This window comes from Pseudomonas sp. C7.1, assembly GCF_056312395.1.
This window is the reverse complement of the sequence record NZ_JBWDTL010000002.1, coordinates 19,915-42,964: the sequence shown is the minus strand read 5'-3', so window position 1 is coordinate 42,964 and position 23,050 is coordinate 19,915. Positions and strand designations below refer to the sequence as shown.

25 protein-coding genes are annotated in these 23,050 nt (G+C 61.2%); 11 read left to right on the top strand and 14 right to left on the bottom strand.

Features of this window, described 5'->3' with window-relative positions; all coding sequences use genetic code 11:
* Positions 1 to 59: 59 nt before the first annotated feature.
* From AC0T4W_RS01360 to AC0T4W_RS01350, 3 genes are all read right to left on the bottom strand, one after another.
* Positions 60 to 791, bottom strand: a complete 732-nt coding sequence (locus tag AC0T4W_RS01360) for a phasin family protein (protein ID WP_476315143.1) — start codon at positions 789 to 791, stop codon at positions 60 to 62.
* Positions 792 to 801: 10 nt separating this feature from the next.
* The gene (locus tag AC0T4W_RS01355) at positions 802 to 1,242 is read right to left on the bottom strand and encodes a phasin family protein (RefSeq protein WP_476315140.1); all 441 of its coding nucleotides are present in this window, start codon (positions 1,240 to 1,242) and stop codon (positions 802 to 804) included.
* Between the two features lie 280 nt (positions 1,243 to 1,522).
* The gene (locus AC0T4W_RS01350; protein ID WP_339525415.1) at positions 1,523 to 1,801 is read right to left on the bottom strand and encodes a polyhydroxyalkanoic acid system family protein; all 279 of its coding nucleotides are present in this window, start codon (positions 1,799 to 1,801) and stop codon (positions 1,523 to 1,525) included.
* A 174-nt stretch (positions 1,802 to 1,975) separates the two neighbouring features.
* Here AC0T4W_RS01350 and ubiE point away from each other — a divergent pair, with 174 nt between their 5' ends.
* From ubiE to AC0T4W_RS01305, 9 genes are all read left to right on the top strand, one after another.
* Positions 1,976 to 2,746, top strand: a complete 771-nt coding sequence (gene ubiE, locus AC0T4W_RS01345; RefSeq protein WP_476315136.1) for a bifunctional demethylmenaquinone methyltransferase/2-methoxy-6-polyprenyl-1,4-benzoquinol methylase UbiE — start codon at positions 1,976 to 1,978, stop codon at positions 2,744 to 2,746.
* The gene (locus AC0T4W_RS01340; RefSeq protein WP_476315133.1) at positions 2,746 to 3,363 is read left to right on the top strand and encodes a ubiquinone biosynthesis accessory factor UbiJ; all 618 of its coding nucleotides are present in this window, start codon (positions 2,746 to 2,748) and stop codon (positions 3,361 to 3,363) included. The genes ubiE and AC0T4W_RS01340 overlap by 1 nt, the downstream gene beginning before the upstream one ends.
* Positions 3,360 to 4,949: a ubiquinone biosynthesis regulatory protein kinase UbiB gene (gene ubiB / locus AC0T4W_RS01335; RefSeq protein ID WP_476315130.1), complete on the top strand. Its 1,590-nt coding sequence runs from the start codon at positions 3,360 to 3,362 to the stop codon at positions 4,947 to 4,949. Before AC0T4W_RS01340 ends, ubiB begins: the two co-directional genes overlap by 4 nt.
* A 67-nt stretch (positions 4,950 to 5,016) precedes the next feature.
* A complete protein-coding gene (gene hisI / locus AC0T4W_RS01330) occupies positions 5,017 to 5,418 on the top strand; it encodes a phosphoribosyl-AMP cyclohydrolase (protein WP_476315127.1) in 402 nt (133 codons plus the stop codon).
* A gap of 7 nt (positions 5,419 to 5,425) precedes the next feature.
* Positions 5,426 to 5,758 (top strand): phosphoribosyl-ATP diphosphatase, encoded by a 333-nt coding sequence (locus AC0T4W_RS01325; RefSeq protein WP_476316042.1) that lies wholly within the window; start codon positions 5,426 to 5,428, stop codon positions 5,756 to 5,758.
* Positions 5,759 to 5,785: 27 nt separating this feature from the next.
* Entirely contained in the window at positions 5,786 to 6,016 is a 231-nt protein-coding gene (gene tatA, locus AC0T4W_RS01320; protein WP_476315125.1) for a twin-arginine translocase TatA/TatE family subunit, read from the top strand.
* A 3-nt stretch (positions 6,017 to 6,019) separates the two neighbouring features.
* On the top strand, positions 6,020 to 6,373 hold the full coding sequence (tatB, locus tag AC0T4W_RS01315) for a Sec-independent protein translocase protein TatB (protein WP_476315122.1): 354 nt from the start codon (positions 6,020 to 6,022) through the stop codon (positions 6,371 to 6,373).
* Positions 6,370 to 7,176 carry a twin-arginine translocase subunit TatC gene (gene tatC / locus AC0T4W_RS01310; RefSeq protein ID WP_476315120.1) on the top strand — a complete coding sequence of 269 codons (807 nt, stop codon included), beginning with the start codon at positions 6,370 to 6,372 and terminating at the stop codon, positions 7,174 to 7,176. The genes tatB and tatC overlap by 4 nt, the downstream gene beginning before the upstream one ends.
* Positions 7,173 to 7,880: a 16S rRNA (uracil(1498)-N(3))-methyltransferase gene (locus AC0T4W_RS01305; RefSeq protein WP_476315117.1), complete on the top strand. Its 708-nt coding sequence runs from the start codon at positions 7,173 to 7,175 to the stop codon at positions 7,878 to 7,880. The genes tatC and AC0T4W_RS01305 overlap by 4 nt, the downstream gene beginning before the upstream one ends.
* A gap of 249 nt (positions 7,881 to 8,129) precedes the next feature.
* Here the strand turns inward: AC0T4W_RS01305 and AC0T4W_RS01300 are convergent, their stop codons facing one another.
* Positions 8,130 to 8,690: a TetR/AcrR family transcriptional regulator gene (locus tag AC0T4W_RS01300; RefSeq protein ID WP_476315114.1), complete on the bottom strand. Its 561-nt coding sequence runs from the start codon at positions 8,688 to 8,690 to the stop codon at positions 8,130 to 8,132.
* An 85-nt stretch (positions 8,691 to 8,775) separates the two neighbouring features.
* Between AC0T4W_RS01300 and AC0T4W_RS01295 the strand changes: the two genes are divergently transcribed.
* Positions 8,776 to 9,351, top strand: coding sequence for a DoxX family protein (locus tag AC0T4W_RS01295; RefSeq protein ID WP_476315111.1), 576 nt, complete (start codon positions 8,776 to 8,778; stop codon positions 9,349 to 9,351).
* Here AC0T4W_RS01295 and dtd read toward each other — a convergent pair.
* Together dtd and pip are read right to left on the bottom strand one after the other, a co-directional pair.
* On the bottom strand, positions 9,314 to 9,751 hold the full coding sequence (gene dtd, locus AC0T4W_RS01290; RefSeq protein WP_476315108.1) for a D-aminoacyl-tRNA deacylase: 438 nt from the start codon (positions 9,749 to 9,751) through the stop codon (positions 9,314 to 9,316). The genes AC0T4W_RS01295 and dtd overlap by 38 nt on opposite strands.
* Positions 9,748 to 10,719, bottom strand: coding sequence for a prolyl aminopeptidase (pip, locus tag AC0T4W_RS01285; protein ID WP_476315105.1), 972 nt, complete (start codon positions 10,717 to 10,719; stop codon positions 9,748 to 9,750). The genes dtd and pip overlap by 4 nt, the downstream gene beginning before the upstream one ends.
* Positions 10,720 to 10,827: 108 nt before the next feature.
* Between pip and AC0T4W_RS01280 the strand changes: the two genes are divergently transcribed.
* Positions 10,828 to 11,262 carry a hypothetical protein gene (locus AC0T4W_RS01280; RefSeq protein ID WP_476315102.1) on the top strand — a complete coding sequence of 145 codons (435 nt, stop codon included), beginning with the start codon at positions 10,828 to 10,830 and terminating at the stop codon, positions 11,260 to 11,262.
* Between the two features lie 138 nt (positions 11,263 to 11,400).
* Here AC0T4W_RS01280 and AC0T4W_RS01275 read toward each other — a convergent pair whose 3' ends face one another.
* The 8 genes from AC0T4W_RS01275 to AC0T4W_RS01240 form a co-directional block, all read right to left on the bottom strand.
* Positions 11,401 to 11,964 carry a lipocalin family protein gene (locus tag AC0T4W_RS01275; RefSeq protein ID WP_476315099.1) on the bottom strand — a complete coding sequence of 188 codons (564 nt, stop codon included), beginning with the start codon at positions 11,962 to 11,964 and terminating at the stop codon, positions 11,401 to 11,403.
* The gene (gene bamE, locus AC0T4W_RS01270; RefSeq protein WP_476315096.1) at positions 11,964 to 12,218 is read right to left on the bottom strand and encodes an outer membrane protein assembly factor BamE domain-containing protein; all 255 of its coding nucleotides are present in this window, start codon (positions 12,216 to 12,218) and stop codon (positions 11,964 to 11,966) included. The genes AC0T4W_RS01275 and bamE overlap by 1 nt, the downstream gene beginning before the upstream one ends.
* 68 nt (positions 12,219 to 12,286) lie before the next feature.
* Positions 12,287 to 12,889: a DUF924 family protein gene (locus AC0T4W_RS01265; protein WP_476315093.1), complete on the bottom strand. Its 603-nt coding sequence runs from the start codon at positions 12,887 to 12,889 to the stop codon at positions 12,287 to 12,289.
* 3 nt (positions 12,890 to 12,892) lie between these two features.
* Positions 12,893 to 13,900 carry a class 1 fructose-bisphosphatase gene (locus AC0T4W_RS01260; RefSeq protein WP_476315090.1) on the bottom strand — a complete coding sequence of 336 codons (1,008 nt, stop codon included), beginning with the start codon at positions 13,898 to 13,900 and terminating at the stop codon, positions 12,893 to 12,895.
* Between the two features lie 80 nt (positions 13,901 to 13,980).
* The gene (gene estP / locus AC0T4W_RS01255; RefSeq protein WP_476315087.1) at positions 13,981 to 15,882 is read right to left on the bottom strand and encodes an esterase EstP; all 1,902 of its coding nucleotides are present in this window, start codon (positions 15,880 to 15,882) and stop codon (positions 13,981 to 13,983) included.
* Between the two features lie 110 nt (positions 15,883 to 15,992).
* Positions 15,993 to 17,642, bottom strand: coding sequence for a histidine kinase N-terminal 7TM domain-containing diguanylate cyclase (locus AC0T4W_RS01250; protein WP_476315084.1), 1,650 nt, complete (start codon positions 17,640 to 17,642; stop codon positions 15,993 to 15,995).
* Positions 17,643 to 17,847: 205 nt separating this feature from the next.
* The gene (locus AC0T4W_RS01245) at positions 17,848 to 19,218 is read right to left on the bottom strand and encodes a DUF3999 domain-containing protein (protein ID WP_476315081.1); all 1,371 of its coding nucleotides are present in this window, start codon (positions 19,216 to 19,218) and stop codon (positions 17,848 to 17,850) included.
* Positions 19,215 to 22,820, bottom strand: coding sequence for a DUF2339 domain-containing protein (locus AC0T4W_RS01240; RefSeq protein ID WP_476315078.1), 3,606 nt, complete (start codon positions 22,818 to 22,820; stop codon positions 19,215 to 19,217). The genes AC0T4W_RS01245 and AC0T4W_RS01240 overlap by 4 nt, the downstream gene beginning before the upstream one ends.
* Positions 22,821 to 23,050 lie beyond the last annotated feature (230 nt).

The window sequence follows — 23,050 nt, the reverse complement described above, 5'->3', positions numbered from 1 at the left end:
CACGCAGAAACGCAAACGCCCGGCACTAGGCCGGGCGTTTGCGTTGACTGCTGCGCGTCTTACGACTGGGCGGCAGGTGTCACAGGTGCAACAGGCGCGGCTGCCGGAGCAGGTGCAGCAGTGGCCACCGGAGCAGCCGGTTTAGCGGCTGCTGGTTTGGCTGCTGCTTTGACTGCCGGTTTAGCGGCTGGCTTAACTGCTGCTTTGGCAACCGGCTTGGCGGCTGGTTTAGCAGCTGGCTTCACTGCAGCCTTGGCTACCGATTTAGCAGCAGGCTTGGCCGCTGGCTTAGCTGCAGCTTTGGTAACCGGCTTGGCTGCGGGTTTGGCAGCAACCTTCTTGGCCGCAGGCTTTACCGACTTAACCGAAACACCGGTCAGTTGCTCGATCTGCTTGGTCAGGCTTTCAACTTTGGCGTTGAGCGCTTTCACTTCATTGCGGCTCGGTACACCGAGGCGCGAAATGGCATTGTTCAGACGCTTGTCGAAGGCTTCTTCCAGCTCGCCCCACTTGCCCAGCGCCTTGTCCTTGACCTCGTCGACACGCGATTTGGCGGTGTCAACTTTCGAACCCACAGTGGACTTCACGGCATCCACTTGCTTGTCGACTTCGGTCTTGGCCAGCTTCTCGGCTTTTTCGCCGTCCTTGACCAGCGTGTCGAACAGCTTGTTGCCGTCCTTGCTGACCTTGGAGTAGGCACCCAAACCAGCCAGCCAGATCTGACGCGAGTATTTTTCTACTTCGCCGATCCAGGAAGTGGTTTGCTTTTCGGTTTTCTTTTTGACAGCCATCCTGCTCTCCTTATTTGGTACGCGCGACGTGCTCGAGCAACGCGCTCAGCTCATCCAGCTTAGCAGACAGTACTTCAACATCCTGCTTGGACGGGATACCAATGCGGTTCAGGGCGCTGGCTACACGGTTGTCGAAAGCCTTCTCGATCTTATCGAGTTGCACTTCAAACTTGCCTTTCACGCTGCTGACGTTGCTGGTGACAGTGCTCTTAACGCTGTCGATCTGGCTATTGGCGGCTTCAACTTGTTCGTCGACCAGTTTTTTGCCTTGTTTTTCAACACTTTCGCCACTCTTCACGAGCTCTTTGAAGTATTCGGAACCTTCCTGACCCGCTTTGGCGTAAGCGCCCAGACCGGCCAAGTAAATTTTGCGGGCATAGAGTTTTGCGTCGTTCAGCACGCTGCTGGTTTCTTCAACGACAGCTTTCTTTTTAACGGCAACTTTCGACATGGTGCACCTCACTCTAAGTGTTTCGAGGAAACGCCCACGGAATGCAGGCTTAGGAGCACGGTATCGATGAAAATTAGAAACCGCATACTAAGCGTAGAAAAAATTGCCAGGAGCAATTTTTAACGTCGCGTAGCGACGGCCCGCAGGGTGGTCGCCAGGGATGGCAGACCATCAAAAACTGCCGGGAGCAGTTTTTAACGTTGCGCAGCAACGGCCCGAAGGGTGGCCGCCATGGATGGCTGGCCATAAATAAATTGCCAAGGTGTCGTCAGGCGACACCTTACGCCTGCAGATTCTTATCCAGCACCTCTTCGATCTCGCGTTTGATGCTGCCGCTCATCGCCGACAACAACAGCCCTAGGCTGAGCTGCACGCGCACGCTGTGCTCATGCACTTCTATACGCCCATCCGCGCCGCTGCGTTTGAACTCCAGATTGTCGCCATTCCAGCGGTAGCGCACGTCATATTCGCGGGCCAGACGCTCGGCCAGTTGCTCGGCTTTCTCGCGGGCGACTTCGCGGCCCAGGGAGTGGGGACGTTCTACGGTGATCTTGGCCATGGCATTTCTCCTCGCCCGTTAACTGCGACCTTAAGTCGCGAGACTATAGCAAGCTGTGCGCATGCACCGCCTTCGGGCTTTTACTTGCGCGCACGGCTTGAAGCCTAGGGCGGCTTTTAGGTTTAGAATGGCCGCCACTTTAGATGCAGCCTCTGTGTTTTAGGAAAGGCCACCATGAACGATCCGCGCAAGAGCAGCGACAGCGAACCCACCACGCACTTTGGTTTCCAGAGCGTGCCGGAAAGCCAGAAGGCGGAGAAAGTCGCCGAAGTGTTCCACTCGGTGGCGGCCAAGTACGACCTGATGAACGACGTGCTGTCCGGCGGCATGCACCGCCTGTGGAAGCGCTTCACCATCGAGCTATCGGGCGTGCGTAGCGGCAACCGGGTGCTGGATATCGCCGGCGGCACGGGCGACCTGACCCGTAAGTTCTCTAGCCTGGTCGGCCCGACCGGCGAAGTGGTGCTGGCTGATATCAATGAATCGATGCTGCGCGTCGGCCGTGACCGTCTGCTCGACAAGGGCGTGGCCGGCAACGTCAAGTTCGTCCAAGCGGATGCGGAGAAACTGCCGTTCCCGGACAACCACTTCGACGTGGTGACCATCGCCTTCGGCCTGCGCAACGTGACGCATAAAGAAGACGCCATCCGTTCGATGCTGCGCGTACTCAAGCCCGGCGGCCGCTTGCTGATTCTGGAGTTCTCCAAACCGTCCAGCCCGCTGCTGTCGAAGTTCTACGACGCCTACTCGTTCAAATTTATGCCGCTGGCCGGCAAATTGATCACCAACGACGCCGAAAGCTACCGCTACCTGGCCGAGTCGATCCGTATGCACCCGGATCAGGACACCCTCAAGGCAATGATGGTGGAAGCCGGCTTCGAGCGCGTGACCTTCCACAATATGACCGGCGGCATCGTCGCCCTGCACCGTGGCATCAAGCCCTGATGCTCCTCACCGGGCTGCTGGCCGGCGTCGAACTCGGCCTTAACCGTGTATTGGCCATGGACAGCACTGCCCTGCCGCGTCTCGCACGCTTGAGCGGCCGGGTGATTGCCGTGGAGTGCGCCGCGCCGAATCTGCAGCTGTTTATCCTGCCCAGCGCCAGCGGCCTGCAACTGGCCGCGCAGTGGGCCAGTGAAGCGGATTGTCGCCTGCGAGCACCCGCTGCTAGCCTGTTGCGCCTGGCCACCAGCAAGGACAAAACCAGCATCCTGCACAGCCCGGACGTTAGCCTGGATGGCGACAGCGCCGCCCTGCTGGAGCTGGCCGGCATCCTTCAGGATCTTGAGCTGGACTGGGAGTACGAGCTGTCGCGCTGGCTCGGCCCGGTCGGCAGCCAGTTGCTCGGCGGCCATTTGCGCAGCCGTGCCGGCTGGACAATGCAGACGATAGATAGCCTGCGCCTGAACCTGGCTGATTACCTCAGCGAAGAATCCCGCAGCCTGGTCGGCCAGCGCGAGGCCAGTGCGCGCTTCGCCGAACTGGACCACCTCAAGCTGTCCCTCGACCGACTCGACGCGCGCATCGAGCGCCTCGCCCAACGCCATAAGCCCATCGCATGAAGCTGCTTGCCGTTCGTCGTCTGTTGCGTATCCAGCGCGTAGTCATCCGCTACCAGCTGGACGACCTATTATTTGCCTTGCCACTGCCCTTCTGGGCACGCGTGCTGCGCTATGTATTGCCCTGGCGCTGGCTGCCACGTCGCGCCTTGCTGCTGTCGCGCGGCGCGCGCTTGCGTCTGGCGCTGGAAGAACTGGGGCCGATCTTTATCAAGTTCGGCCAACTGCTTTCCACCCGCCGTGACCTGCTGCCACCCGATATCGCCGATGAGCTGGCCAAGCTGCAAGACCAGGTTCCGCCTTTCGATCCCGCGCAATCACAGGCCCTGATCGAGTCCCAGCTGGGGGCCAAGGTCAGCGAGGTGTTTGCCCGTTTCGATGCGCAACCCCTGGCCTCGGCGTCCGTCGCCCAGGTGCATGCCGCGCAGTTGAAAAGCGGCGAAGAAGTGGTGGTCAAGGTTATTCGCCCAGGCCTCAGGCCGGTGATCAAACAGGACATCGCCTGGTTGTTCCTGCTGGCCAAACTGGCCGAGCGCGCCTCCGCTGACGCGCGCCGCCTGCGCCCCATGGAAGTAGTCAGCGATTACGAAAAGACCATCTACGACGAACTCGACCTGCTGCGCGAGGCAGCCAACGCCAGCCAGCTGCGGCGCAACTTCGAAGGCTCACCGCTGCTCTATGTACCGCAGGTGTACTGGGACTATTGCCGGTCGAAAGTGCTGGTAATGGAGCGTATCTACGGCATTCAAGTCACCGACCTCGCGACCCTGGCCGACCAGCGCACCGACATGAAACTGCTGGCCGAACGCGGTGTGGAAATCTTCTTCACTCAGGTGTTCCGCGACAGCTTCTTCCACGCCGACATGCACCCCGGCAATATCTTCGTCAGCACCCGCACGCCGTGGAACCCGCAGTACATTGCCATCGACTGCGGCATCATCGGCAGCCTTACCGCCGAAGATCAGGACTACCTGGCGCGCAACCTGATCGCCTTCTTCAAGCGCGACTACCGCCGCGTGGCGCAGCTGCATATCGACTCGGGCTGGGTGCCGGCGGAAACCAAGATCAATGATTTCGAGGCGGCAATCCGTACCGTGTGCGAGCCGATCTTCGAAAAACCACTGAAGGACATCTCTTTCGGCCAGGTACTGCTGCGCCTGTTCCAGACCGCGCGGCGCTTCAATATGGAGGTGCAGCCGCAGCTGGTACTGCTGCAGAAAACCCTGCTGAATATCGAAGGCCTGGGCCGCCAGCTGTACCCGGATCTGGACCTGTGGAGCACCGCCCAGCCGTTCCTCGAACGCTGGATGCGTGAACGCATCAGCCCGTTGCAGCTGCTGCGCAACCTGCAACTGCAGGCCGAGCAGGTGCCGCACTTGTCGCAAATCGCCCGTGAAACCCTGGAACGCCTTAACCAGCAACCAACCAGTCGCCAGGAACAGCCTGTCACGCGCCGCCAATGGCCGGCCCGCTTGCTCGGCGCAGCGCTAATCGCTGGCGCGGCGACACAGGGCCTGGCATTGAGCCTGATGGTTTGGCCGAGCTGGCTGATGCTCGTCGGCGGCCTCTATCTGGTGCTGCGCCGATAGCCACACCGGGTGCGCACTGGCACACTAGCTTTCTGAATCAAACAGCCCGAGATGGGCGGATAGGGTAATGACTGACTGGCTCGACGAAATCAACTGGAACGCGGACGGCCTGGTGCCGGCCATCGCTCAGGACCACAAAACCGGCCGCGTGCTGATGATGGCCTGGATGAACCGCGAAGCCCTGGCCCTGACCGCCAGCGAGCAGCGCGCCATCTACTGGTCGCGCTCGCGTGGCAAGCTGTGGCGCAAGGGCGAAGAATCCGGCCATGTGCAGAAGCTGCACGAGCTGCGCCTGGATTGCGACGCCGACGTGGTCATCCTGATGGTCGAGCAACTGGGCGGCATCGCCTGCCACACCGGCCGCGAAAGCTGCTTCTATCGGGTATTCGAGAACGGCACCTGGCAGACCGTCGATGCGGTGCTCAAAGACCCACACGCCATCTACAACTCGGAACACAAACATGAGTGACACAGGCATGACCGACACTCTGAGCCGCCTGGCCGATGTGCTGGAGTCGCGCAAAGGCGCGGCCGCCGACAGCTCCTATGTCGCCAGCCTGTACCACAAGGGTCTGAACAAGATTCTGGAAAAGGTTGGTGAGGAATCGGTGGAAACCATCCTCGCCGCCAAGGATGCCGCCGTCAGCGGCGACTGCAGCGATGTGATTTATGAAACCGCCGACCTGTGGTTCCACAGCCTGGTCATGCTCGCCGCCCTCGGCCAGCATCCCCAGGCGGTAATGGACGAACTGGACCGGCGTTTCGGCCTGTCCGGGCACGCGGAAAAGGCCGCGCGCTCGGAAAACTGATCAACCTCTTATTACGGAGTACGCATTATGGGATTCGGTGGAATTAGCATCTGGCAACTCCTGATCGTCCTGTTGATCGTGGTTATGCTGTTCGGCACCAAGCGCCTCAAGGGCCTGGGCTCCGATTTGGGCGATGCCATCAAGGGCTTCAAAAAGTCCATGGGCACCGAGGAAGACAAGCCGGCAGTAGACGAGCCCAAGGGTCAGACCATCGACGCCCAGGCGCGCAAGGTCGAAGAACCAGCGAAAAAAGACTAACCCATGTTCGATATCGGCTTTACCGAGCTGCTGCTGATCGCGGTGGTCGCCCTGGTAGTCTTGGGCCCTGATCGTCTGCCTGGCGCAGTGCGCACAGCCGGTCTGTGGATCGGCCGGATCAAGCGCAGCTTCAGTGCGATTAAGGCTGAGGTGGAGCGCGAGATCGGTGCGGACGAAATTCGCCGCCAACTGCATAACGAACAGATCCTCGAGCTTGAGCGGGAAATGAACGCAATGAAGCAAAGCCTCAACGCGCCGCTCAGCAGCATCACTGAGCCGAGCCCTGTCGCTACACCCGCAGCAGAGCCAACCGCCGCTCCCGATAGCACCTCCCAGAATAAAAGCCCGCAGCCATGAGCCCACGACTGGACAGCGATCAGGAAATGCCCCTGGTCTCGCACCTGACCGAACTGCGCACGCGCCTGCTGCGCATTGTCGCGGCGGTATTTGTAATGTTTGCCGGGCTGTTCTACTTCTCCCAGGACATCTACGCACTGGTCGCCGCGCCCCTGCGCGCCTACCTGCCGGAAGGTGCAACGATGATCGCCACCGGCGTGGCCTCGCCGTTTCTCACGCCGTTCAAACTGACCCTGATGGTGTCGCTGTTTCTGGCCATCCCGATCATCCTGCATCAGATCTGGGGCTTTATCGCGCCAGGGCTGTACAAGCATGAGAAGCGCATCGCCATACCGCTGCTGGTTTCCAGCATTCTGCTGTTCTACGCCGGCATGGCCTTCGCCTACTTCGTGGTGTTCCCGATCATGTTCGGCTTCTTCGCCAGCGTGACCCCGGAAGGCGTGGAAATGATGACCGACATCGGTCAGTACCTGGATTTCGTGCTTACGCTGTTCTTTGCTTTCGGCGTGGCGTTCGAGATCCCGATTGCCACCTTCCTGCTGATCTGGATCGGCGTGGTCGATGTCGCCACCCTGCGTAAAAGCCGACCCTATGTGATAGTCGGCTGCTTTGCCGTCGGCATGGTCCTGACCCCGCCGGACGTGTTCTCCCAGACCCTGCTGGCCGTGCCCATGTGGCTGCTGTTCGAAGCCGGCCTGCTCTGCGGCAGCCTGGTCAAACGCCGCGCCGAACAGGACGCGGCGGCCGAAGAAGGCGAAAACGACAGCCCCTCCAACGACCAACCACCCGCCGCGCAACCGTGAACCTGCTGCTGCTGGAAGACGGTGATTTTATCGCCGCCGACCGCGTGCTGCTCAGCGGCCGCCGCCTTAAACATCTGCATGAAGTGCACCGCGCCGAAGCCGGCGACCGCCTGCGCGTCGGCCGCCTGAATGGTCTGATGGGCAGCGGCCAGCTGCTGCGTCTGGATGCCGAACAGGCTGAGCTTTGCGTGCAACTCGACCAAGCGCCGCCGGAAAAACTGCCGCTGACCCTGCTGCTGGCCCTACCGCGACCAAAGATGCTCAAGCGCGTGCTGCAAACCGTCAGCAGCATGGGCGTACCTCGGCTGATTCTGCTGAACAGCTATCGGGTGGAAAAAAGCTTCTGGCAGACGCCTTTCCTCGAACCGGCGGCGATTCGCGAACAGTTGATCCTCGGCCTGGAACAGGCCCGCGATACCGTGCTGCCCGAGGTGATTATCGAGAAGCGCTTTAAGCCCTTTGTTGAAGATCAGTTGCCCGGCATCGCAGCCGACACCCTGGGCCTGGTCGGCCATCCGGGTGACTACGCGGCCTGCCCACGCGCAGTCGAGCAGGCAGTGACGCTGGCCATCGGCCCGGAAGGTGGCTGGATACCCTACGAAGTAGAAAAGCTACAGGAAGCCGGCCTGCAACCGGTGCAACTGGGCGCACGGATTCTGCGGGTGGAAACAGCGGTTACCGCCTTGCTCGCGCGACTGTTTTAACCACATATGCATGAGCCGTAGGATGGAAAGCCTTTACTCCATTCACCACACACAACGGCCGATGGATAAACAGCGCTTCATCCACCCTACTCGTTGCAACCGGCTCACCACAGTCAGCTGAAAGGTTCAAGGAACACCCGAAGAGCAGCACCGAAGAAGGCATTAAGCGCAACGGGGGCGGCAGCGAGATGCAACTTCGGCCAGAATCAGCTGGGCTTTTTCGTCGCAGCGCTGCGCCGCTGAAATGCCTTAGAGCAGGCTGACGAACAGTCGTGTCACCTGCTCGGTCAATTCATCTGCTCCCAGGGCCTCGCTCAGTTGCTGCTCCTGCAGCAGATGAGCAAGACCATGCACCAGGCTCCATGCCGCCAAAGTCGCGACCGGCTGAGCGCGTTGTGGCGCGGCCACCTGCACGGCCGCGGCCAAGCGCGCGTGCAAGGCCGCCGAGGCCTGCTGCAACTCGGGATAACGGCGCTTGTCCAGGGTGGCACCAAACATCAACGCAAAATGCCCCGGCTGCGCCAGGGCGAAACGCACATAGCACTGCCCCAGCTCGGCCAGCCCGCCAGACTGCCGGCCCATCTCTTGTCCCAACTGTACGAACCCCTGGATTGCCAGAGACGCCAGCAGGCTGTCGCGGTCGGCAAAATGGCGGTAGGGCGCGTTATGCGAGACACCCGCTCGACGTGCGACTTCGCGCAGGCTAATGGATGCCAGCCCACCTTCAGCCAACAGTTCGGTCGCGGCGAGCAGTAGCGCACCGCGCAACTCTCCATGGTGATAGGGCTGTTCCTGCTTGCGTGTTGACACTGACAACATCTCCTTATATGTTGACGACGACCACATTATGCCGCGAGCTCGATTAGCCTTACCAGTCGGCACATTAGGAGGACTCATGCTATTCATTGCCTTGTTGCTCAGCCTGACTCTAATGGCCGCATTGGCCCACCGTTGCGGCGTCACTAGCGTGGCTGACTGGCCCCAGCGCATGCGCCTGGCCATGGTCGTGGCGCTGCTGATGGCGGGCACCGACCACCTGCTGACGCCCGAGCGTTACCTGGCCATGATGCCGGGCTACCTGCCCTATCCTTTGCAACTGGCGCTCTTCACTGGCCTGTGCGAACTGGCAGGTGCGATCGGCCTGCTGCTGCCACGCTTCAGACGCTATGCCGCCATTGCCCTGGCGATTTATTTCGTCTGCGTTTTCCCGGCCAATATCAAGAACGCCGTAGATGGATTGCAGGTTGAAGGCCTGCCTGCGGCGACCTGGTACTACTGGCTGCGCCTGCCCTTTCAGCCGCTGATCATTCTCTGGGCGCTGTACGCCGGCGAGTTGATTGGCCAAGCCAAAACCGATACTGCGACGCACGGCCCGCAACCCGCCAAGATGCCAGAAGCTCAAGCTCACGCCGCACAGGCAGATCAACGTCGGCTCAGCTCTCCAGCAAAAAAGTCACCGGCCCGTCATTGATCAGGTGCACCTGCATGTCGGCCCCGAATTGCCCGGTGGCGACCTGAGGGTGCCGGGCGCGGGCCTGCGCCACCAGCAAGTCGAACAATTCAGCGCCAAGTGCCGGCGGCGCGGCGCGGGTGAAACTGGGGCGCAAACCGCTCTTGGTGTCGGCGGCCAGGGTGAATTGCGACACCAGCAGCAGGCCGCCGCCGATGTCACTCAGCGACAGGTTCATCTTGCCCGCCGCGTCGCTGAACACCCGGTAATTAAGCAGCTTGTGCAGGATTTTCTCGACGCTGGCCGGGGTGTCCTGCGGCTCAACGCCAACCAGCGCCAGCAGGCCCTGATCAATGGAGCCGACCACCTCACCCGCCACTTCTACCCGCGCACCGCGCACGCGTTGAATCAGTGTTTTCATGCTTCGTCCGGGGCCAGGTTGAGCAGGCGATGGGCCAGTTCGTCTGCGGCCCGAACCAGGGCATCGACGATCCCGATTTCGGCCGCCGAATGACCGGCATCGCGGATGATCTGCAGCTCGCTGTTGGGCCAGGCCTGGTGTAGCGCCCAGGCGTTGTCCAGTGGGCAGATCACGTCATAGCGGCCATGTACGATCACCCCCGGCAGGTGGGCGATCTTCGGCATATCGCGTAGCAGTTGATCGGTTTCGAGGAAGGCGTTGTTGACGAAGTAATGACACTCGATGCGAGCAATCGATAGCGCGCGATGGCTGTCGCTGAAACGATCGACCACCTGCGGGTTGGGCCGCAGGGTGGCGGTGCGGCCTTCCCAGGTCGACCAGGCTTTGGCCGCATGCATCTGGGCGATCTGATCGGGACCGGTCAGGCGCTTGTAGAAGGCCTGCATCAGATCGCCGCGCTCATCCACCGGGATCGGCGCCAGGTAGTCTTCCCAGTAATCCGGAAACAGGCGGCTCGCGCCCTCCTGATAGAACCAGTGAAACTCCTGCGGCCGGCAAAGGAAGATGCCGCGCAGGATCAGCCCATGCACGCGCTGTGGGTGGGTCTGGGCGTACGCCAAGGCCAGGCTCGAACCCCAGGAGCCGCCGAATAGCACCCACTTGTCGATGCCGAGGTGCTCGCGGATCTGCTCCATATCGGCGATCAGCGCCTGGGTGGTGTTGTTTTCCAAACTGGCGTGGGGCGTAGAACGACCGCAACCACGCTGATCGAAGGTGACGATGCGGTACAGGTTGGGGTCGAAATAGCGCCGACTGGCAGCATCACACCCGGCCCCTGGGCCACCATGGATAAACACCACGGGCAATCCATCCGGCGAACCGCTTTCGTCGACATACAGCACATGCGGCGTTTGCACCGCAAGCTCATGGCGGGCGTAGGGTTTAATCTCCGGATACAAGGTCTGCATGGCATGCTCCTGAATTAATGCGTAACTTGACGGCTGGCGAAGGTGATTCGCCGGTCGCGGCCGTCTAAAGCCCTGCCGGGCATCATAACCATGAAAAAGGAGTTCAGCATGCCAACAAGGATATTTGCCTTAGCTTTCGTAATGATTTGCACCCTGCTCGCCGGCTGCGGCGTTAAGGATGATCCGCAGGCAGCGTTGGAAGCAGCCGTGCAACAGCTACAGGACAATCTGGAAGCGAAGAAAAACAGCGCGGTACTCGACCAACTACACCCACAGTTCAAAGCCCAGGACGAGTTTGACCGTGAGTGGGCGCAACGCACCATGTTGCTGCTGTTTATGCGCCACAAGAACGTCGAAGTGCTGGCCCTGAGCAAAGCCAGCTACGTCCATGAAACCTATCGCGAGAAAGGCTTCACCGAAGCCCAGGTTGCCTTGGTCGGCGCCGAAAGCCTGATCCCCGACAGTGCCCGTCACTTCACCGTGGAGATGGAGTGGTGGCTGGAGGGTGATGAATGGAAGCTGGCGCGGTTGAACTGGCAATAACCACCCGCAGACAGGCTGCGGGTAGCTAAAAATCACTCACCCCAGCGCAGCCCAAGGTTGTAGCCTGCATTTCGCCTTGAATCATCCCGGAGGTTTGTTGCCGTTTCGTTCGCGGCCGCGCCGAAACGGCAAAAGACCCTAGCGCTCTAGCGCCATCTCGGCAGCCGTGCGTCGCCAGATCAGCTCACGGGTGTCATAACCACGGCTGCGCGCCTCTTCAAGTAGCGTCGCAAGGTGTTTTGCGCTGGCGTTCTGATCACGGGTCAGCAACCAGAGGTACTTGCGGTTAGGGTGGCCGACCAGTGCAGTTTGGTAGTCGTCATCCAGATAAAGCACCCAGTACTCGCCCTTGGTCAGCCCTGGCAGCAGGCGGCTGGCCCAGTTGTCAAAACGCACCCAGAGTTTATTGGTCTCGCCCGGCACCTGCGCTACGGCCTGGCCCTGCACCTGCTGCAACTCACCATCGAGGGTTCGGCAGCGGTTGGTCACACCAATCGTGCCGCCTTCCTGCAACTCATAGAGCGCCTCGGATTGCGCGCAGTTGCGCTGGAAGAACATTGGCAAACGCGCCTGCTCGTACCAGGTGCCCTGATAACGCTGCAGATCGACACGTTCAACCGTCTTCGGCGGCACCACACCCGTACCGGAGTTGGCGCAGCCCGCCAGCACAACCGCTGCGGCCAACGCCGCCAGCAAGCGCATTACTTCAGCCCCTTGCCGGAAAACATCATGACCTTGTCGCCAGCGTACTGAACGCTGATAAAGCGCTGCTCATCGCCCCAGGTGCAGCTGGACATGCCCAGCGCGCCGGCGCACTCACCGGGTTTGCCGAGCAGGTTCTCGACCTCATCCTTGCTCATGCCCGCCTTAAGCTGGGTGTAATTGTCCTGATTGATCTTGTTGCAGGCAGCCAGCAGCAGGCAAGTGGCGAGTAGTGCGACGACACGCAGAGACATGGGAAAACTCCTGAGGAAAGAACCAAGACCAGCTTGGCATAGCAATACCGAGCTTGCCTGCTTGGATGCTAGAAGCGCGAGCCTGGTTCCAGCAGAAAGGCAGATTCCTCAGCGCTAGAAGTGCGCCCGAGAATCTGATTGCGATGGGGAAAACGGCCAAAGCGCGCGATCACACGCTGGTGGCGTTCGGCATAATCGAGATAACCGGCAAACAGCTCGCGCTCAGCGGTTGTAGCCTGCTCATGCAATACCTGAAACAGCTGCACGGCCTGATTCTGCAACGCCGGATCCTCGGCATGCTCCAGCACCAGATAGGCGAACACCCGCTGGATTGGGCGCAGTTGCTGATCCCAACCCTCGTTCAGCCCGTGCAGGGCCAACGAACGAGCCAGCGGATCGCCGGCAAAGGCTTTTGGCGTATCACGAAAGATCATCCGTGGCAGCTGATCGAGCAGCAGCAAGATTGCCAGCCAGCCTTCAGGTTCGCGCTGCCAGTCTTGCAACTGACCGGCCAGGGCCTGCTCGACCCACGCGCCAAACTGCTCGCGTGCCTGATCATCCTGACGGTCCTGCTTGCCGAACCAGAGCTTGCCGCGACTGGCGGCCACCTCGGCAGCCGTCACGCCAGGGCCGAACCACCAGTCGAACAACGGCTGCCAAGGCGCGCTCATCACTTACTCGCGGTGGTAGGCGCTGATGCGCAGTACTTCTTCCTTGGAACCGAGGAAGACCGCGACGCGCTGGTGCAGGGACGTAGGCTGGATATCAAGGATGCGCTGAGTACCATCAGTGGCCACACCGCCGGCCTGCTCGATGATCATCGACATCGGATTGGCTTCGTACATCAGACGCAGTTTGCCTGGCTTTTCTGGCTCACGGCTGTCGCGTGGGTACATAAACACACCGCCACGGGTGAGGATGCGATGCACGTCGGCAACCATCGAAGCGATCCAGCGCATGTTGTAGTTCTTGCCCAACGGGCCGTCCTCGCCCGCCAGCAATTCGCTGACATAGCGCTGTACCGGCGCCTCCCAGTGGCGCTGGTTAGACATGTTGATGGCGAATTCTTTGGTCGACTCCGGCACTTTGATGTTGTCGTGGGTCAGCACGAAGCTGCCCAGCTCGCGGTCCAGGGTGAAGCCTTTGACGCCGTCACCGAGGGTCAGCAGCAACATGGTTTGCGGGCCGTAGATCGCATACCCGGCAGCCACCTGCTCGGTACCCGGCTGGAGGAAAGCCTCTTCACCCAGATCGCCCTCAGCACCATTGCGGTCCGGGCAACGCAGCACCGAGAAGATGGTGCCGACCGAAACGTTGACATCGATGTTGCTAGAGCCGTCCAACGGGTCAAATACCAGCAGGTAGGCACCTTTGGGGTACTTGCCGGGAATCTGGTAAGCGTTATCCATTTCTTCGGACGCCATGCCGGCCAGGTGACCGCCCCACTCGTTGGCTTCCAGAAGAATTTCGTTGGAAATCACGTCGAGCTTCTTCTGCACCTCGCCCTGTACGTTCTCGGTGCCCATGCTGCCCAACACGCCGCCCAGTGCGCCCTTGGATACCTGATGGCTGATTTCCTTACAGGCCCGTGCGACCACTTCGATAAGGAAACGCAGATCGGCCGGGGTGTGGTTGCAGCGGGTCTGCTCGATCAGGTAGCGGCTGAGGGTAACGCGGGACATGGACGGCTCCGGAGGGAATGAAATCGCGCGCAGTTTACCCCTTTAAAGGCGGCAACGCTCATGCTGCCGCCCATTGGTATCTACCAATCCAAGGTTAAGGCCAGGCTAACGCCCTGCTGCTTGTCATCGGAGCCTTTACGCAGACTGTATGCACCACGCAATGCTAGGTCCTTAGCCAATTGCTGGCTAAAACCCAGGCTCACTCGGTCGAGTCGATCATCCGGCTGATAGCCCTGCAGGGTGAAATCGAGACTCGGCAGGCTATTGAGCGCGATGTTGACCTTGGCCGCATCGTCCTCGAACTCTTTTTCGCGAGCGATTTCGGCGAACAGCTGCGTGCCTGCACTGAGCATCCAGCGCCCCTGGAAACCGAAACCAAGCCGCTTAGAGGTGCGCTCCTGGTCCGCAAAGGTAAGCGCAGTAGAACGCGCACCTGACTCGGAATAACCGTCTACTTCGACCCGCGCGTAATCTGCGCTGAGGAAAGGACTCAGGTGCCAATTGTCACCTGGCTGAGCAATGTCATAACCCGCTCGCCCACTCAATGCCCACAACTGGCCATCGCTATCGCCTTTCTCGCTGGCCTGGGTGATGCCAAGGTCGAATTTGCGCTTCAGATCCTGGTAATCCAGATAACCCGCACTGGCTGAAACATCCGCCCACCAACGATTGTGCTGATACTGGGCAAAAGCTGTAGCCAAATAACTGCGCATGTCGTAGTCGGAATCAGCCCTACCGGCCTGCAGTTCCTGCTCATACAAACCCAGGGAAACGCCCACACGCCAGGCCTCGTCGAGCCGATAGCTGGTGCCCAGGTTGAGGCTGTAGCCATTACCGTCGGCGCTCGCTGACGCAGCCTGAGAGTCAAAATCCAGGCGCTGGCCAGTTGCGGAAACAAATGTCCGCCACTCACCTCTCGGCTGCCATGCCTCCCAATCGGCTAACAACTGCGTGCGCAGTTGATCCTGATGCGAGCGCAGGGTGCCATGAGCCATTTCAGGCAACAGGCTTAGCTCCCAGGGTGCAGCGAGAAGAGAATAGGAATAGTCAGCGAATATCTGCTGCACAGCAGTCGTTGGGTGCACGCTGTCATTGAACATCAGCTTGCTTGGATCTGGCGTCGTGCTGTTTATGCCCCACGTCGCATTGACGCTGGCGCACCCGCTAAAACAGGTCCCGATCAAATTCTGGCTCGCGTCAAAACCAAAAATGGTCGCATTCGCCAGCACTTCATTGAAAAGCAATGGCACATTCAGGGGAATAATCTGCGCATTGACGCTCTCAAGCCGACGTACCAGCTCGGCGTTGAAGTCCCGCCCGATCTGCGAAATAGCGGGGGCTAAACCCGTGCCCGAGATTGCCGGCGTGCTACCAACATCTGGCAACAGGGAAACCATAATGTAGCGCGCACCCGCCGCCTGCAGCGCCTCAACACTGGAGGCCAGGCGCCCGGCAGCAACCTGCGCGCCATCAGTAAAGATGGTGCCTTGAAGGAAGTCATTGCCGCCGCCGTTCACATAAAACAGCGTATTGGGGTCAATACTCAAACCACGATTGGCTAAATCCACCAGGAACCCATCGCGAGTGCGACTTCCCGCAACCGAACCGCCTACGGCAGTGATGGAGTCAAAGATCTGATCCGTGCGATAACCGCCAACGGCCCAGTTGGAGCCATCTGGCCGTCCATCAGCAGCAAACACTGCAGAGGTTGAAGGCGTTTGCAGCCCGAGCCCAAGTTGCTCGCCCAACAACATTGGCGACGTTGATCCGAAAATCTCACCACTGCCACTTTGAAAGGTTGGCCCAACCCGGTTGGTAAAGCGTTGAGTAGCCCCAGCCGGACCGCCAGGATCAGCAAACTGCCCCGCATCACTCAGGCTGTCGCCAAAAACAACCAGACCAGAGTACGGCGCGGCAAATACAAGAGAGGGGGATAGTGTCAGCAGGCACGCGGCTGCTAAAGGTGTTAACAATTGCTTCATGGGCCACCTGGGAATTTATTTTTATTGGAGTTCACAGGCCCAGAATGTAGTGAGGTTTGTGAGGCAATGCACGCGCAAAGCTAAAAATCACCCTTTTGGGTGAGGGTGCCTCAACAAGACAGCGCAAGCGCGCACACCCTATTACGCCCCGCATGCTTGGCCTGGTAGAGCGCAGCATCGGCCACCTGCAGCAACTCATCGAGCGCAGGGCCCTGCTCGGGCCACAGCGCCAGGCCAGCGGAGAGGGTGACGTAGCGCGCGCCACCACGGGTTGGTAAGGGGTGCGCAGCCAGCTCGCGGCAGATGGTTTCCAAACGCGCACGAGCCTCACTGGCATCGGCGCGTGGCAGGATCAGCAGGAACTCCTCACCACCAATACGGAATACCGCATCCGAGCTGCGCAGGTTCTCCAACAGGTGCTGAGCCACGCCCTTGAGCACGTCGTCGCCTTCCAGATGACCATATTCGTCATTGAGCAGCTTGAAATGATCCAGGTCGATCAACGCCAGAGAAATGGGCGTGCCCTCGCGCTGCGCCACGGCCAGTTCGCGGGTAAAGAACTCGTCCAGATAACGCCGGTTGTACAGCCCGGTCAGCGGGTCACACAGCGCCTGTTCCTGCAGTTGTTCGTGCAGAGTGGTGATGGTGCGCAAGCGCTCTTCACTGATGGCCAGGGCTTCGGCCAGTTTTAACTCACTGAGGTGACGCTGGGTGACATCACGCAGGTAGAGCATCTGCCCCATTACCAGGGTCCCTCGATGGGTCACCCGCTCGATGGCGCGGATACGCACTTCAAAATAACGCGCCGAATTGGCCAGGGTCAGCAGTTGTTCCTGCTCGCTGTGGTTGCGGCTGAGCAACTGCTGCAAATCGGCGCCTAGTATCGGCCAGTCCACCAACTGTCGGCCCTGCCAGCCACTGCGCAGGCCAGCCAATTTCAGCGCGGCCGGGTTGGCTTCGATCACCCGTAATTGCGCATCGACCACCAGTACCGGATCAAGCAAGGCATCCAGTAGTAGGTGGCGGGCGACTGGTAGCAGATCGAACAACCGCACACCGACAATCAGCCAGGCAAACGCCACCAGGGTAAAGGCGAAACTAAAGGGCGTAGGGTCGAAGCCAAATAGCATCCAGCCGAACACCACGTAGCTGATATTGGCGACCCAGGGCACCGCCGTAACGAAGACAAAGGCCAGGTAGTGGCGCCGATGCACGCCATAACTGACGATGGCCGCGCGCAACACCACGCCCATGCAGAACGCCATAAACAGATAGACGTAAGCGGCGGCAGCGTAGAACAGCGGCCCATGCTGATAACGGATCGGCGCGCCCAGCTCATCACTCAATGGCACCGTACCCGCGCCGTAGAACAGGCCATGCCAGGGGTTGCTCAGGGCCATCAGCCAGATCAGCACCGGCACCACAGCCAAACCCAGGGTGCTGCGCAGTGGCAGCGGTTGCCGCACGCTGTTGACGTATTGCCAGAGGAAAATCGCCCAGAAGGTGGGCACCATCAGAATTCCCGGCCAGGCCATAGTCGCCCAGAACACTTTGCACTGCGCACCCTGCGCGGCCATTTCCAGGCTCGCGGCGGTCATCCACCAGAGGCTCGCCAGGTGCAGCACGATAAAACTCTCGCGCCCAGGGAAATAGCGCTGGCGCGTCACCCAGTGGGCCAACAACAGCACGCCGATGCAGACCGCAGAGGTCAGAATGACCGGGGCACTGAGCGCCCAGCCGGAGTCACCGCAGGCATTCATCGGGAGGGTACTGCCAAGAAAAACGGTTGCGCATGCTTGCCGACCAAACGTGGCACACGCACAAGAACCACCCAAAAACGGGGCGCAGTAAAAATACGCAAGGGCCTTCCTGACCTCAAACGCCAATCAATTGAAGGTGCCAACCATACTGCAAAAATCGTCAGACGGCGGCGCTTAATTGCCATGAAAACGCTATCAATCGCGCTTATTCCGCGCTCGGCCGGCGCAACAAGCTGACCGCCATCAGCGCCAGTAAGCCCACGCCAAGCAGCAATACCAGCCACAACCCCCAGCGTTTCCAGTCGCTCTCACTAGCCGCTGCCTGCTCCTGCTGCGCAAGATTCTCAGCCTGCAACTGTGCTTCGGCTGTACCCAATTGCTGCAGGCGCTGCGGCTGAAAGCCAGGAATCAAGGTGGTCAACGGCAAGGCCGCCGACTGAGCCCCCGCCCGGCCAAGCGCCAGCCGATAGGGCGGGCTGCCACGCTGGAGAAACACCAACTGGGTGGCGCGCACCGCGACTTTGATCTGCGGTGGTTCAACGCCCAGGCCGCCGCCCCGCTCATCCACCTGCAGACGCAGCTGCTGCACCGCCCAGCCCGGCAACGACAGTTCATCCTGACGGATTTCCACGCCATTCTCCGGCAGCCGATAGAGCAAGCCCTGCGCCAGCGATTGCCAAGCGCCCTTGGCTTCGCTGCGGCCAGTGATGCGAATCGGCGCCAGGCTGTTGGCCTGACTGAGCTCGACATGCACACGCTCCAGCGGCAAGGCCAACGGCAATTGCCATTGATACTGGCCATCCGGGCTGCGCGTCGCCGCCAGCGGCTGCGACCACACCAGCGGCGCCGGCATGCTGCCACTGCGCTGGCTGCGCAAGCTGGCTGCGGTCAGTTGCGGCGCCTGTTGTGGGCTCTGCCAGAGCAAGCGCAGGTAGCGCGCTTTGCTGCCCGGCAGCTCGACTTGGCGCTGTTCGACACGCTCGCCATCAAAGGATAAGCGCGCCAACTGCCCACTGCCCCAGGAGCGCCAGGCTTGCAGGTCATCACTGGCTTCAATACTAAAGCGCTGAAAACCCTCCTGGCCGCCGCCCCAGTCCAGCTGCAAGCGAACCAGCGGCTCTTGCAGTGCGCTGGCATCCAGCAGCCAGCCACGCAGCAGCGCCGGTTTGGCAGCTGCATCTGGCTCATCAAGCAGCTCGATCAAGGTACCGCTGGTACTGCGTTGCACCCGCAGGCTCGGCGTGGCGCTGCTGTCACCCTGCTCGGCATACAGCGGAAACCACTTCACCGCCTGTTCCTGCTGGCTATCGCGCGATTCACCCTGCCCCGCCACCAGGGCGTAGGCCAGGGCCTGGCCTTCGGCGTTAAACACCCGCAGGTCGCGCAAATCGCCATAGCGCGCGGCGAAATGCAGCGCCATCGGCACATCCAGGCGATACCAAGGGCCCTCACCACTAAGGCTTAGCGGCAGTTGCATGGCATAGTCGCCTGGCTGCTCCTGCGCCAGGGCTGAGACGCTGCACAGCAGACTGATAACCGCAGCGCTGCCCACTTTGTGAATTAAACGACTGATCATGCGTGCTCCTGCGGCTGTTGCGCATCCGCCTTGCGTGGCGGCAGCGGGGCGAAATAGCCCACCACCAACAGCAATACACCTACGCCAATAAACGACACGATACGCTCCAGGCCACCGCGATTACCCAGTTCCACAAAAAACAGCTTGGCCACCACCAGCGCGATCAGTGCCGCGCCGAGCAGCCACAGCTCGCGCCGCCCACGCCGGTTGCCGAGCACCATCAGCGGCAGGGCGATCAGCGTCCAGATAATCGACAGGCCGGCCTGTACCAGCATCGAATCGAGCAGCGCATCCAACTGATAAGGCACACCGCCCCAATGATGGGCCGTGCGCATCACCATCGCGGTCAGCAGGGCAAACAGCGAAGCACCCGCCACGGCCTGAGTCAGCCACTGACTGCGCACGGCGTCCACGCCCAGCTCGGCCAACCCCATGCGCGCCCAGGCGAACACCGCGCCCAAGGCAAACAGCAGGCACAGCTCCAGCGGATTGAGCAGCGGCAGATAGGCTAGCGGTTCGGCATCCCCGGCACTGGCCACGTTGGCCAGCCAGAACCAGCCGAGCATCAGCAGCGCCAGCGGCGCTGCTGCCAGCAGACGGTATTCACGCAGATAGGCCGCCAGCGGCCAAGGCCAGCGACGCGACCGAGCCATCTGCCAGGGGGCCACCAGCCACAAATAGGCACTTGGCAGCAGCGCCCAACCGAGCCAGCGCCAGGCGTTGTAATGCTCCGATAGCGCCAGCAGCAGGTAGCGTAACTCCAGCGCCAGCACGCCCAACAGCAACCAGCAGCCAAGTACATGGGCCGCGCTCAGCGCCCCGGCTGGCAACTGTGCAGCCAAGCGCCGCAATGCCCAGAAGTGCACGGCAAACAGCAGCGCCCAGGCCAACCAGCCGAACTGCGCCGCAGGGTGATAGTGCAGGTGCCAGGCGTGCAGCAGCACCACGCCAGCCAGCGGTGTCAGCAGGCAACACAGCAGCGCCAGCTCGGCCCAGCGTGTACGCGGCGCGAGAAATGCAGCCAAAGCCACACTGGCCGCCAGTACCGCGAGCAAGGCGCTGCTCTGCCATTCCGCAGCGACAAAGCGCAGCACTTCGCTGCTTAGCGCCAGCGCCCACCAGGCCGCGCCCCACACCAGCAGCAACTGCGCCAAACCAAGCAGGCTGTAATTACCGAGAGCACTGGGCGCCTCGCGGCGCGCCAGCTGTTGCAAACGCCAGGCGCCAATCAAAGCGGACACGCCGAGGACCAGCGGCGCCCAGAAATCCATATGGGCCAGCGGCCGCAGGCCCTCGGCCGACAGCTGACCAAACAGCAGCGGGCTGACCGCAAGAAACACCAGCCCCGCCAACACTTGCAGCAATAGGCCGAAGACAAAACTGGCGCGCTGTTGCAAGTGCAGGCTAAGCCAGATAATCAGCAGGCCGCTGCCGCCCCATACCGCGCTGGCCGTCGCCCAGGGCAGCACAAACAGCACCGCCAGGTTGATGAACACCAGTCCCACCAACAGCACCACCGACAGGCCGCGCAGCAGGCGGCGATCCGCACCGACCTGCGGGTCCCGCGCCGCCAGCAGCATACCGGCGATCAGGCCAAAGCCAATCAAGGACGAGGTGAGCAAGCCCTGCCAACCGGCAGAGAAACCGCCCATACCGGTGGCCGCATTGCCGGCCATATCCAGCATAAACACCAGGCCACCGAGCAACTGCACGGCAAAGGCGCTGAACAGGAAACTGCGCGCCTGCAGGCGCAGACCCAGCCACAGGGTTAACAGGCCAGCCAGGGCCCAGCTGATCGCCGTGCCTTGGGCGGCAAACAGCAGGGGGGCAATCAAATAGAGAAAGGCCAGCCCGGCACAGGCCAGCACCGGCAGCCCGCGCACTTCCCAACTGCTGGCGTGTTGCGTGTTCTGCCGTAGCTGCCAGTAGCTGAACAGCAAGGCCACGCCGAGCATCAACGCGCCCAGCGGCGCGCCGTCCAACAGGGTCAACTCAGCGCCGCGCAAACCAATGACGAACGCCAGTGCCGCACCGACCTGCAGCAGCAGAGCAAACGCCCGCGCCAGGCTGCGTTGCTGACGCAGGCCGAGCCAGAAGATACCCGCGCCTTCCACCGCCCAGGCGGCCGAAGTCCAACGCGCATCCAGGCCCAAGGGAATCGCCAAACTGCCAAACACCACGCCCAAGGCCAAGCAGGTTTCAACCAGCAACACGGCGCGATCACCGGTGCGGCCGACCAGCAGCCGCGCCAGCACGAGGTAGAACAGCCCCAACGCCAAGGCGCTAAAGGCCGCAGCAAATTCGATGTGCTGCACCAACGCGAACTGCAAACCAAAGCCCACCAGCGGCGGGCCGAACAGTACGGTGGCATCGATATAGTCGCCCTTGCGCGCCGCCCAGCGCAGCAGCGCATCACGATCCTCGGGTGCATCCAGGGCCTCACGCAGCTTGCGCCGGGCAAACAGCAGACCGATGGCCACATACATCAGGAAGAACAGAATCAGAAACGGCTCGGTGCTCCACAGCAATTCCGGCGTGTAGGAGCGAATGCCCCAGGCGAAGCCGATGCCGAAGGTGCCGACAAAACCGATCAGATTGAGCAGACGCCAGGCCTTGAACCAGGCGATGGCAAAGATCCCGGCATTGAGCAGTGCGAAATAGCTGAACAGCGCGACATGGTTGCCGCTGCCGGTGGACGTCAGAATCGGCGCAGCAAAACCGCCCAGGGCCGCCGCAGCGGCGAGGCCCAGAGCATCCTGCTTGATCGCTAGAATCGCCGAAAACAGCGTGACCAGCACCAGCAGGCCCAGCGCCATGCCAGGGGCCAATAAAGGATGCAGGCGCATCGCCGCGAACACTGTCAGGTACAGCACCGCCACCCCAGTACCCTGCAGCATCAACGCATAGTTCGGGTTGCGTAAACGCAGCCACCAGCCTAGAGCCAACAGCGCCACGGCGCTGGCGGCGACGCTGGCGTAGCGCAACTCCACCGGCACCACCACGCCTTCGGTGGCATAACGCAGCAGAAAGGCCAGGCCGAGAAACAACAGCACCACGCCGACGCGCAGCACCGTATTGCCACCCAGCAGCCAGTTCTGGGCGAGATCAATGGCTCGCTCAATCGGCGACGGCTGACGCGGCTCAGCAGGCTCCCAAGGTGTAACAGCCGGCGGCTTAATCGCCTCGGCGGCGGACTCGAGCGCCGCCTGCATAGGCGCGGCAGGCTCAGGGGCAGACTCAGGCAGGACAAAATCCAGGGTCCAATCCAGCTCAGGCTCGGCTGCCTGGGCACTGACAGCGGGCTCAGGCGCAGGCTCGACAACAGGGCTGAGCGGCTGCGCCACGGGCGGCACCTCAGGGACTGGCGTGACGCCCTGCTCCAGTTTCAGCAAGCGCTCATACAGCGCCGCCGTACCCTTTTCGAAGCGCTGAGAAAAAGCCTTGAGCTGCGCCGTTAACGCGGCATTCTCACGCTCCAGCCCATGCAGCTTGAACGCCTGACCAAGACCCAAACCAATCAGCCCGCCCAACAGCGAAGCCGTCAGCGTCTCATCCGCTAAAGCGCCGAGCACCAACCCCACCAGCATGAAAATCCATTGCATGCAGCGTGTTCCTATTCAGCTAAACCCGAACATCCCGTTGCCCGGCACCCGATGCAAACTGCGCAGCAGTATAGGAGCCCGACCGGTACATACCCAGAGAGACGAATGCCGTATGCATCACAGCACAGTGAGAAATTGGCCCCCGCCATAGCCGCACATTTTATGACCAGCCGGCAGATAGTCATTCACAAACGCCGCAAGGCCGCTATCATCGCGCGCCGCACAACTGA